The following is an 11,044-nucleotide window of genomic DNA, read 5'->3' as shown; positions in this document are numbered from 1 at the left end:
CGGCCCGGCGGGCGAGCGCCGGGTCGAGCGCGGCGTCGGCGGTGGCGGCCGGCGGGCCGGTGACCGTCGGCGCGGGCGGCACTGCGACGGCGGGGCCGAGCGGGGGCGCGGGCGCCTCGGGCGCGGCTGACTGACGGGCGGCCGGGACGGTCGCCGCCTCCACGGGCGGGCGTGCGGTGGCGCTGCCGGACGGGCCGGAGCGGAACGCCGCGGCGACGGCCGAGCGGGGGGCGGGCGGGGCCGCCACCGGGTGGCCGCAGTGGGCGCAGTGGTGCGGCTCAGTCGTCGTCATGGTCGTCGCCGCCGTCGTCGTCCCGGTCACCGCCGTGGTCGTCGAAGTGGTCGTCGTCGTCGACGTCGTCGTCCCGGTCGCCGCCGTGGTCGTCGAAGTGGTCGTCGTCGTCGACGTCGTCGTCGTCCCAGCCGTCGTCGTCGCCGTGCGCGGCGGGCGGCGCCACGGGAGCGGCCGCGGGGGCGGGGGCGGCCACGGCGGGCGCCGCCGGTGCCGCAGCCGGAGCCGGTGCGGGCGCGGCGGCCGCGCCGCCACCGCCCGAGCCGCCGCCGGCGGGGACGTCCTCGTACACGACGACGATCTCGGGCTTCGCCGTCGTCGTCGTGGTCTCGGGGGCGACGGTCGTGACCGCCGCCGGGGCCGGGGCGGCCGCGCTGGTCGCCTGCCCGCCGAAGCCAAGCAGGCCGAACGTGGCGGACACCGCCAGCGTGGCGGCCGCGGCAGAGATCGTCGTCGCCCCTGCGATCGCCAGTGCCTTTCGACGTTCCACGTGCTCCGCTCCTTTCGAGCGTCCTCGGGTCAAGGAGGACCGTACGGACGGTCGGGTCATGGACAAGTGAGGCGAACGTCAACAGGAGGCAAAGAAGCGACGGGCGCCGTCCCCCGGGCCCCGCGGGCTCCCCGGTACACTCCCGGGTTCACCCGGCGTCGAGAAGGGGCAGCGCGATGGCTGAGGTCGAGATCGGGATCGGCAAGTCCGGGCGACGGGCCTACGGCTTCGACGACATCGCGATCGTCCCGAGCCGGCGGACCCGCGACCCCGAGGACGTCGACATCTCCTGGGAGATCGACGCCTTCCGCTTCGAGCTCCCGCTGATGGCGTCGGCCATGGACGGCGTGGTCAGCCCGGCGACGGCCATCGAGATCGGCCGCCTCGGCGGGGTCGGCGTGCTGAACCTCGAGGGCCTGTGGACCCGCTACGAGGACCCCGACCCGCTCTTCGAGGAGATCGCCCACCTCCCGGCGGACAAGGCGACCCTGCGCATGCAGGAGATCTACGCCGAGCCGATCAAGCCCGAGCTGATCGGCCAGCGCATCCGGGAGATCCGCGACGCCGGCGTGGTGTCCGCCGCCGCCGTCACGCCGCAGCGCACCCAGGCCTTCGCCCCCCACCTCCTCGAGGCCGAGCTCGACCTGCTCGTCATCCAGGGCACGGTGGTGTCCGCCGAGCACGTGTCGAAGACGGTCGAGCCGCTCAACCTCAAGCGGTTCGTGCGCGAGCTCGACATCCCGGTGATCGTCGGCGGCTGCGCCAGCTACCAGGCCGCCCTGCACCTCATGCGGACCGGGGCGGCCGGCATCCTCGTCGGCGTCGGGCCGGGCCAGGCCTGCACGACGAGGGGGGTGCTCGGCATCGGCGTGCCCCAGGCGACGGCCATCGCCGACGCCAGGGCCGCCCGCATGCGCCACCTCGACGAGACCGGCGTGTACGTCCACGTGATCGCCGACGGCGGCATGGCGACCGGCGGCGACATCGCCAAGGCGATCGTCTGCGGCGCCGACGCCGTGATGGTCGGGTCGCCGCTGGCCGCCGCCCACGAGGCGCCGGGCCGGGGCTACCACTGGGGGATGGCGACGTTCCACCCGACCCTCCCGAGGGGCGCCAGGGTGCGGACGACGACGAGGGGGACCCTGCGGGAGATCCTCGTCGGCCCCGCCCACGAGAACGACGGGCGCATGAACCTGTTCGGCGCCCTGCGGACGTCGATGGCGACCTGCGGCTACGAGTCGGTCAAGGAGTTCCAGAAGGCCGAGGTGATGGTGGCGCCGGCGCTCCAGACGGAGGGCAAGAGCCTGCAGCGCTCCCAGCACGTCGGCATGGGCGCCTGACCGCCGCCCCCGCCATGACCACCGAGCCGTTCGACACGGTCCTGGTGGTCGACTTCGGCGCCCAGTACGCGCAGCTGATCGCCCGGCGCGTGCGCGAGGCGCACGTCTACAGCGAGATCGTCCCCCACACGATCACCGCCGAGGAGATCGCGGCCCGCCGACCGGCCGGCGTCATCCTCTCGGGCGGGCCGAAGTCCGTGCACGTGCCCGGCACCCCGTCCCTCGACCCCGGCGTCTACGACCTCGACCTCCCGGTCCTCGGCATCTGCTACGGCGCCCAGCTCGTCGCCCTCCAGCTCGGCGGCGAGGTGGCCCGCACCGGGCGGGGCGAGTACGGCCGCACCGACCTCGAGGTGGTCGGCGACCCGGCCGACGCCGTCCTCTTCGGCGCCGAGCAGCCCGCCACCCAGCCGGTGTGGATGAGCCACACCGACTCGATCGTCGTCCCGCCGCCCGGCTTCACGGTGACCGGCCGCACGGCCGACGCCCCCGTGGTGGCGCTGGAGGACGAGGACCGGCGCATCTTCGGCGTGCAGTTCCACCCCGAGGTCGTGCACACCCCGAGGGGCCAGGAGCTGCTGAAGCGCTTCCTCTACCAGGTGTGCGGCTGCCGGCCGACGTGGACGATGACCTCGATCATCGAGACCTCGGTCGAGGCCGTCCGGGCCCAGGTCGGTCGGGAGCGGGTGATCTGCGGCCTGTCCGGCGGGGTCGACTCCGCCGTCGCCGCCGCGCTCGTCCACAAGGCCGTCGGCCCACAACTCACGTGCGTGTTCGTCGACACCGGGCTCATGCGGGAGGGCGAGGGCGACCAGGTGGTCGACACGTTCCACCGCCACCAGGGCATCGAGCTCGTCCATGTCAGGGCCGCCGACCGCTTCTTCGAGCGCCTGGCCGGGATCGTCGACCCCGAGGAGAAGCGCAAGGCCATCGGCGAGCTGTTCATCCGGGTGTTCGAGGAGGCGGCCGGCGGCCTGGAGGACGCCCGCTTCCTCGTGCAGGGCACGCTCTATCCCGACGTCATCGAGTCGGGCACGAAGGACGCGGCCAGGATCAAGAGCCACCACAACGTCGGCGGGCTCCCCGAGGACATGGACTTCGAGCTGGTCGAGCCGCTGCGCAACCTGTTCAAGGACGAGGTCCGGCGCATCGGCGAGGAGCTGGGCCTGCCCGAGGAGATCGTGTGGCGCCAGCCGTTCCCGGGCCCCGGCCTCGGCGTGCGGGTGATCGGCGAGGTGACCCCCGAGCGGGTGGCGATCCTGCGCCGGGCCGACGCCATCGTCCGCGAGGAGGTGCGCAAGGCCGGCCTCGAGCGGGACATCTGGCAGGCCTTCGCCGTCCTGCCCGACATCCGCAGCGTCGGGGTGATGGGCGACGAGCGCACCTACGCCTACCCGATCATCGTGCGGGCGGTGACGAGCGAGGACGCCATGACGGCCGACTGGGCCCGACTGCCCTACGACCTCCTCGAGCGGCTGTCGTCCCGGATCATCAACGAGGTGGCCGGGGTGAACCGGGTGGCCTACGACATCACGTCGAAGCCACCCGGCACCATCGAGTGGGAGTAGCCCCCGGTCAGGAGCAGCAGGGCGAGTCGGGCGGGCAGGCGGTCGCCTGGGGGGCGTCGGCCAGCACCGTGTACACCTCCCACGGCGCGCCGGCCGGGTCCTTCACCCACACCTTGTCCTGGACGGCGTAGCAGCAGGTCACGCCCTCCTGGGTGGTGGTGTCGAGCCCCTCGCCGCGCAGCCGCTCGGTGGCCTCGGCCACCTCGTCGGTCGAGCCGACCTCCACGCCGAGGTGGTTCAGGGTGCCGGGCTCGCCGCTCCCGGCCATGAGCACGAGCTTGAGGGGCGGGTCGGCGACGGCGAAGTTGGCGTAGCCGGGGCGGCGCTTGGCCGGCGGGGTGCCGAAGAGCCGGGAGTAGAAGTCGACGGCCTCGTCGAGGTCGTCGACGTTGAGGGCGAGCTGGACACGGGACACGGGTGCTCCCTTCGACGTTCATCGATTCGATATTGGTCGATACGATAGCGTCGCATCGACGGTTGTCAATGGGTAACCTTCGTCACCATGCCCGCCCGGTCGACCCTCCCGCTCGTCTGCTGCCGCCCGGTGGTCGAGGAGGCGCTGACCGCCGAGGAGGCCGACGGGCTGGCGGCGGCCTTCCGGGTGCTCGGCGACCCCGTCCGGCTCCGGCTGCTCAGCATGGTGGCGGCCGCCACCGCCCAGGGCGAGGAGGTGTGCGCCTGCGACCTGCCGTCCGTGCTCGGCCGCTCGCAGCCGACGATCAGCCACCACCTGGCCGTGCTGACCCAGGCCGGCCTGCTGCGGCGGGAGCAGCGGGGGAAGTGGGCGTGGTTCCGGTCCGAGCCCGAGCGGCTCGCGGCGCTGGCCGCCGCCCTCGGCGGCGCCGCCGCGGCCGTCCCCGTCCCCGCCCCCGCCTGACGGGCCGGCGCGGTGGCCGGCCGGCGCCCGGTCGGGGAGGTCGTCGGCGTCTTCCTCCGCCTCGGCGTCACCGCCTTCGGCGGCCCCGCCGCCCACGTCGGGCTCGTGCACGCCGAGGTCGTCCAGCGCCGCCGCTGGCTCGGCGAGCAGGAGTTCCTCGACCTGGTCGGCCTCACGTCCCTCCTGCCCGGCCCGAACTCCACCGAGCTCGTCATCGCCGTCGGCCGCCGCCGGGCCGGCTGGCGGGGCCTCGTCGTGGCCGGCCTGGCCTTCATCCTGCCGGCCGCGCTGATGGTCGGCGTCATCGCCTGGGCCTACGTGCGGTGGGGCCGGGTGCCGGCCGTCGAGCACCTGCGGGACGGCGTGCTGCCCGTCGTGCTGGCCGTCGTCGGCGTGGCGGTCTGGCGGCTCGGCCGGGCCGCCGTCCGGGGCCCGCTCACCGGTGCGGTGGCCGGCCTGGCGCTGGCCGCCGCGTCGGCCGGGGCCGACGAGGTCCTCGTGCTGGCGGCCGGCGCCGCCGTCGCCGGGCTGTGGGGCAACCGCCACCGGCTCCGCCCGGCCGCCGCCGCCGTCGTCCCCCCGCTCCCCGCCGCCGTGCTGGCCGCCGCCGATCCCGGCGCCCTGCGCGTGCTCCTCACCTTCCTGCGCACCGGCTCGCTGCTGTTCGGCAGCGGCTACGTGCTCGTCGCCTTCCTCGATGACACCGGCCTGCTCACCGCCCGGGAGGTCCTCGACGCGGTCGCCGTGGGCCAGGTGACGCCCGGCCCGCTGTTCACGACGGCGACGATGGCCGGCTACCTGGTCGACGGCCTGCCGGGCGCCGTCGCCGCCACCGTCGGCATCTTCCTCCCGTCGTTCGTGCTCGTCGCCGCCCTCGGGCCCGTCGCCGGTCGCCTGCTCGGCTCGGCGGTCGCCCGGCCCTGCCTCGACGGGCTCAACGCCGCCGCCGTCGGGCTGATGGCCGCGGCCGTGGTCCGGCTGGCCGGTGACGCCGTGCACGGGCCGGCCGGCGCGGCCCTCGCCGCCGGCGCGCTCGTCCTCCTGCTGCGCACCCGGGTCAACCCGACGTGGCCGATCGCCGTCGCCGGCGGCGTCGCGCTGGTCGCCGGCGCGGTCGCCTGACCCGCGCGAATCCGTTGCTGTGCGACGGTTGTGTGACGGACCTGAGAAGAGTTTGCTAGGGTCCCGCCCCGATGTCTCGGCTCCGGACACGATCGTTGTTCCGCGCGCTCGGCGGCGCCCTGCTTGCGGCCTCGCTGGCGTTCACCACCGTGGCGCCCGCGCGCGCGGGTGCCGACCCGATCAGTGACAAGCGGGCGGAGGCCGCGCGCGTCGCCGACCAGGTCGAGCGCCTCCAGGTGGAGATCGAGGTCCTCGCCGAGGAGTACAACGCCGCCCGCCTGCACCTCGCCGAGGTGCGCGACGACGTGGCCGAGGCCCAGGCCGCCGTCGAGCGGGCCAACCACGAGCTCCAGGCCAAGCAGGTCGCCGTCCAGCACTGGGCCGTCGACGCCTACGTCAGCGGCGGCAACAGCTCCGGCCTCGCCGTCATCCTCGACAGCGACGGCACCGACCTCGGCGCCCGCGAGGGGTACCTGGCGTCGACGGTCGGCAACCAGCAGGATCTGATCGACGCGCTCGACGCCACCCGTGAGGACTACGAGCGGGAGGCCACCCAGCTGCGCCGGGCCCAGGAGGAGGCGGAGGCCGCCGAGGCCGCCATCGCCGCCAAGCGGGAGGCCACCGAGCGGGCCGTCGCCGAGCAGTCGCAGGTGCTCGAGCGGGTCCGCGGCGAGCTCGCCCAGCTGGTCGCGGCCGAGCAGGCCCGCCGGGCCGAGGAGGCCCGCCGCGCCGCCGAGGCGAGGGCCAGGGCCGCGGCGGAGGCGCAGGCCCAGGCGGCCGCCCAGCAGCGGGCCGCGGCGCCGTCCTCGTCCGCGACGTCCTCGTCGTCGGCCCCGGCCACCACGGCCGCCAGCAACGGTGAGGCGGACGACCCGTCCACGCCGGCCGCCCCCGCGCCCACGGCCCCGCCGTCCACCGGCGGGTCGGGCGGCTCCGGTGGCGGCTCGCCGGCCCCGACCTCGCCCCCGGCCACGTCGCCCCCGGCGACCTCGCCGCCCACCACGCCGCCGCCCCCGCCCCCGCCGCCGCCGCCTCCTCCGCCGCCCCCGCCCCCGCCGGCCCCGGCCACGGGTGCCGCCGCGGCGATCGCCGCCGCCCAGTCCGTGATCGGCGTGCCCTACGTGTGGGGCGGCTCCAGCCCCTCGGGCGGGTTCGACTGCTCGGGCCTGACGATGTGGGCGTGGGCCCAGGCCGGCGTGTCGCTGCCCCACAACTCGGTCGCCCAGTGGAACTCGACGACCCACGTCTCGATGAGCGCCATCCAGCCCGGCGACCTCATCTTCTACGGGGTGCCGAGCATCCACCACGTCGCCCTGTACGTGGGCAACGGGATGATCATCCACGCCCCGGGCACCGGCCGGTCGGTCCGCTACGACTCGGTGTACTACTGGGACGAGCTGGTGGGGGCGGGCCGGGTCTGACCCGGGCTCAGCCCTCGGCCGGCGGCGCCTCCGGGCCCCTGGTCGCCATCTCCTCCCAGAACGCCACCGCCGTCCGCTCGTAGCGGAGGCCGAGCTCGAGCGTCGCCCGCTGGTAGGGGTCGACCGCCCTCGCCGCCAGCCGGACGTCGAGGGCCTCGTACTCGGCCGTGCGCCGCCGGTGGAACTCGGCGTTCGCCTCGGCCAGGGCCCGCACCTGCTCGGGCGACGTCTGGCTGCCGAAGAACAGCTTGAGCAGGCCGAGGTCGCGGATCTCGGTGACCGCCGCCGACGGCTCGGCCAGCCACGACTCGAGCGCCTCGCGCCCGGCGGCGCTGACCGTCCACAGGCGCCGCCGCCGCCCACCCTCCTCCCGCCGCTCCTCGAGCAGGCCGGCGGCGGCCAGGCGGGCCGGCTCGGCGTAGAGCTGGGAGTGCGGGAACGTCCAGAACTCGCCGATGGAACGGGAGACGGCGCGCTTCAGGTCGTACGAGGTCGCCGGGCCCATCGTGGCCAGCAGCCCGAGCACCAGGTACGACGTCGGTGTCAGGTGAAGGTTCCCCACGGCCCCACTGTTGCCGATATGCGAAGCGTGGTCGAACATCTACGCTTCGCGGCGGGAGGTCGGGCCGAGATGAAGTCCCTGCGATCGCCGGCGGCGGACGCCGGTCACATGGACGGCGACGAGGCGCGCGCCGCTCCGAGCCTCGCCGCGTACCTCGGCACCGGGTGCGCGCTGTTCGGTCTCAACCTGGGCCTCGTGGCCCGGGTCGACGGCGACGAGCTCGTGGTGCGGGCCTCGACCGACCCGGCCTTCGGCCAGGACCGGGTGATCCCCCTGGCCGGCACCCCGGCGGCGGCGGTCGTCGGCGAGGGCCGCACGGTGGCCGCGCCGTGCACGAGCGGCGTGCTCGGCGGCCTGCCCCTCGGCGCCTGGCTGGGCACGCTCGTCCGGTCCGACGGGGCGGCCTACGTCCTCGCCTTCGCCGCAGCCGAGCCCCGGCCGGCGCCGTTCTCGCCCGTCGAGGTGGCGGCCATCGAGTTCATGGCCGACGCGCTCACCCTGTTCCTGCGGGCCGCGGAGGCCGAGGAGGCCCAGCGGCGCAGCGAGGCGACCAACCGGGCCATCCTCGCCGCCCTCCCCGACCTGCTGTTCCGCTACGACCGGCGGGGCGTGCACCTCGGCGGGTGGGCCGGGCGGCCCGAGGACCTGTTCGTGCCGCTCGAGGACGCGATGGGGCGGCGCATCACCGAGGTCCTCCCGGCCGACCTGGCCGACCGGTACCTCGCGGCCATCACCCGCGCCCTCGACGACGGCGAGCTCCAGACGCTCCGCTACGCCGGCGAGGCCGGCGGCGAGCTGCGCCACTTCGAGGCGAGGGTGGTGCGGTGCGGGCCCGACCAGGTGCTCGCCATCGTCCGCAACGTGACCGACGCCGTTCGGGCCGGCGAGGCGCTGGCGGCCGAGGCCGCCCTCGCCGCGGTCATCGCCGAGGTCGCCACCGACCTCCAGTCGGCGCTCCCCGAGGACGTCGACGCCGCCATCGTCGACGGGCTGCGCCGCATCGGCACCAGGCTCGGCGCCCGGTCGGCCTGCCTCTGCGAGGACCCGGGCGCCGGCGACGCCGACGGCGACGCCATGCGGGTCGTGCACGCGTGGGGCGAGCACGGCCGGCCCGACGACGGGCAGTGGGCGACCCTGGCCGCCGAACTGGCGAGGGAGCCGAGCGTGCTCGTGGCCGCGGGCGACGGCGGGCCCGACCGGCCGCCGCCGGGGCTGTGGACCCGGGTCGGCCTCGGCGACGCGGGGCCGGGGCCGGTGGTCGGGGTGACCTGGGAGGGCGACCCGCCGCCGCTCGCCGGCGCCGCCGTGCCCCTCCTCCGGGTGTTCGGCGAGGCCGTCGTCGGCGCGCTGGCCCGGGTGCGGGCCGAGGCCGTCGCCGAGGGCCAGGCCGCGGTGCTCGAGGTGATCGCCAGGGGCGCGCCGCTGGCCTCCACGCTCGGTGCCGTCGCCCGCCTCGTCCAAGGGCACGGCACCGACCTGCGCTCGGCCGTGCTCGTCGTGGGCGAGGACGGCCGGTCCATGCGGGTGCTCGCCGCGCCCACCCTGCCGGCCACCTTCGACGCCGACCTGCACCTCCTCCCGCTCGGGGTCTCGGTCACGCCGTGGACGATGGCGGTCGAGACGGCCCAGCCGGTCGTCGTGGCCGACCTGGCGGGCGACGAGCGCTTCTCGGCCTGCGGCCCGATGGCGACCCACGTGGGCATCGCGTCCGCCTGGGTCGTGCCCATCGTGTCGGCCAGGACCGGCCTGGTGCTCGGCACGATCGTGACGTTCACGGCCAGGCGGCGGGGCCCGACCGGGTCGGAGTGGCAGCTGCACGAGTCGAGCGCGGCGCTGGCCGCCATCGCCATCGAGCGGGCGCGCGAGGAGGCCGCCCTCGCCTTCCAGGCCACCCACGACCCGCTCACCAAGCTGGCCAACCGCACCGTGCTGCTCGACCGCCTCGACGTCGCCCTCGCGAGGGCCCAACGCTCGGGCCGGCCGCTGACCCTGATGTTCTGCGACCTCGACCGGTTCAAGTCGATCAACGACCGCTTCGGGCACGAGCGGGGCGACGCCCTGCTGGTGGCGGTGGCCGAGCGGCTGTCGGCCGTCGTCCGCCCGACCGACACGGTGGCGCGGGTGGGCGGCGACGAGTTCGTCGTCCTCTGCGAGGACACGCCGACCGTCGAGGACGCGCTGCGCCTGGCCGAGCGGGTGGCGTCGGCCGTCGAGGCGGCCCCGTTCCCGCTGGCGACCACCGACGTCGCCGTCACCGTCAGCCTCGGCATCGCCCTGTCGACCGGCGACCACGACCATCCCGAGGCCCTCCTCCGGGACGCCGACGAGGCCATGTACCGGGCCAAGGCCAGGGGCCGGGCCCGGCGCGAGCTGTTCGAGGAGCGCATCCGCCGCGACGCCAGGGCCCGGGCCCAGCTGGCCGAGGAGCTGGCCGGGGCCGTCGACGGCGGCCAGCTCGTCGTCCACTACCAGCCCGTCATCTCTCTGCGGGACGGCCGGGCCAGGGGCGCGGAGGCGCTCGTGCGCTGGCGCCACCCGGAGCGGGGGCTGCTGCTCCCGGGAGAGTTCATCCCCCTCGCCGAGGCGACCGGGCTGATCGTGCCGATGGGGTCGTGGCTGTTCGGCGTGGCCCTCGACCAGCTGGTGACCTGGTCCCGCGACGACCCCGAGCTGGCCGGCCGGCTCACCGTCCACGTCAACGTCTCGGCCCGCCAGCTCGTCGACAGCGGCCTGGTCCGCATGGTCGCCGAGGGCCTGGAGCGGACGGGGCTGCACCCGTCCGCGCTGTGCCTGGAGATCACCGAGAGCGTGCTGATGGACGAGTCGCCGGCGACGACGGGGGCCATCGAGGCGCTGTGCGGCCTCGGCGTCCAGCTGGCCCTCGACGACTTCGGCACCGGCTACGCCTCGCTCACCTACCTGCGCTCGTTCCCGGTGGGGGCGCTGAAGGTCGACCGCAGCTTCGTCAGCGGGCTTGGGCGGGGCGGCGAGGACGACGCCATCGTCGCCGCCGTGGTCGACCTCGCCCACGCCCTCGGGCTCGAGGCGGTGGCCGAGGGGGTCGAGACCGAGGAGCAGCTGCGGTGCCTCCGGGACCTCGGCTGCGACGCCGCCCAGGGCTTCCGCTTCGCCCGCCCCGGCCCGGCCGACGACCTGACGGCCTCGCTCAGCCGCCGCTTCCTGTAGCGGGCGCCTCGACGGCGACGGCGACGGCGGTCGGCAGCCCGTCGAGCAAGCTCGGCGACCGCGGCCCCGTCGGCCGGTCGCCGGTGCCGCCACGACGGGCGGCCCGCCCCGCTGGCCTCCGGTCGCCGCGGGTGCCGCCACGGAGGACGGCCCGCTGACGCCGTCCTCCGGTCGCCGCCGGCTCCT

The 11,044-nt window shown here is 75.9% G+C and carries 10 protein-coding genes; 6 read left to right on the top strand and 4 right to left on the bottom strand.

Annotated elements, in window-relative coordinates:
- Positions 1 to 292: hypothetical protein (locus tag VGB14_02560; protein HEX9991789.1), on the bottom strand; the 292-nt coding region annotated here is incomplete at its 3' end.
- The gene (locus VGB14_02555; GenBank protein ID HEX9991788.1) at positions 279 to 713 is read right to left on the bottom strand and encodes a hypothetical protein; all 435 of its coding nucleotides are present in this window, start codon (positions 711 to 713) and stop codon (positions 279 to 281) included. The genes VGB14_02560 and VGB14_02555, both read right to left, overlap by 14 nt.
- 245 nt (positions 714 to 958) lie before the next feature.
- Here VGB14_02555 and VGB14_02550 point away from each other — a divergent pair, with 245 nt between their 5' ends.
- A complete protein-coding gene (locus tag VGB14_02550) occupies positions 959 to 2,122 on the top strand; it encodes a GuaB3 family IMP dehydrogenase-related protein (protein HEX9991787.1) in 1,164 nt (387 codons plus the stop codon).
- Positions 2,123 to 2,136: 14 nt separating this feature from the next.
- Complete coding sequence (guaA, locus tag VGB14_02545) at positions 2,137 to 3,690, top strand: glutamine-hydrolyzing GMP synthase (protein HEX9991786.1); 1,554 nt, start codon at positions 2,137 to 2,139, stop codon at positions 3,688 to 3,690.
- 7 nt (positions 3,691 to 3,697) lie between these two features.
- Here the strand turns inward: guaA and VGB14_02540 are convergent, their stop codons facing one another.
- Positions 3,698 to 4,105, bottom strand: coding sequence for an ArsI/CadI family heavy metal resistance metalloenzyme (locus VGB14_02540; protein ID HEX9991785.1), 408 nt, complete (start codon positions 4,103 to 4,105; stop codon positions 3,698 to 3,700).
- An 87-nt stretch (positions 4,106 to 4,192) separates the two neighbouring features.
- Here VGB14_02540 and VGB14_02535 point away from each other — a divergent pair, with 87 nt between their 5' ends.
- The 3 genes from VGB14_02535 to VGB14_02525 all read left to right on the top strand — a co-directional run bounded on the left by VGB14_02535 (position 4,193) and on the right by VGB14_02525 (position 7,110).
- Positions 4,193 to 4,567, top strand: coding sequence for a metalloregulator ArsR/SmtB family transcription factor (locus VGB14_02535; GenBank protein HEX9991784.1), 375 nt, complete (start codon positions 4,193 to 4,195; stop codon positions 4,565 to 4,567).
- 12 nt (positions 4,568 to 4,579) lie between these two features.
- Positions 4,580 to 5,689 (top strand): chromate efflux transporter, encoded by a 1,110-nt coding sequence (gene chrA, locus VGB14_02530; GenBank protein HEX9991783.1) that lies wholly within the window; start codon positions 4,580 to 4,582, stop codon positions 5,687 to 5,689.
- A 149-nt stretch (positions 5,690 to 5,838) separates the two neighbouring features.
- Positions 5,839 to 7,110 (top strand): C40 family peptidase, encoded by a 1,272-nt coding sequence (locus tag VGB14_02525; GenBank protein HEX9991782.1) that lies wholly within the window; start codon positions 5,839 to 5,841, stop codon positions 7,108 to 7,110.
- 7 nt (positions 7,111 to 7,117) lie between these two features.
- Here VGB14_02525 and VGB14_02520 read toward each other — a convergent pair whose 3' ends face one another.
- On the bottom strand, positions 7,118 to 7,672 hold the full coding sequence (locus tag VGB14_02520) for a helix-turn-helix transcriptional regulator (protein HEX9991781.1): 555 nt from the start codon (positions 7,670 to 7,672) through the stop codon (positions 7,118 to 7,120).
- Positions 7,673 to 7,741: 69 nt separating this feature from the next.
- On the opposite strand from VGB14_02520, the gene VGB14_02515 reads away from it, so the two are divergent.
- Entirely contained in the window at positions 7,742 to 10,858 is a 3,117-nt protein-coding gene (locus tag VGB14_02515; protein HEX9991780.1) for an EAL domain-containing protein, read from the top strand.
- Positions 10,859 to 11,044 lie beyond the last annotated feature (186 nt).

It is taken from the genome of Acidimicrobiales bacterium (genome assembly GCA_036399815.1).
In the GTDB taxonomy this organism is placed as follows: domain Bacteria; phylum Actinomycetota; class Acidimicrobiia; order Acidimicrobiales; family DASWMK01; genus DASWMK01.
The sequence above is the reverse complement of the archived record's forward strand: the minus strand, read 5'-3'. Positions and strand labels throughout refer to the sequence as shown.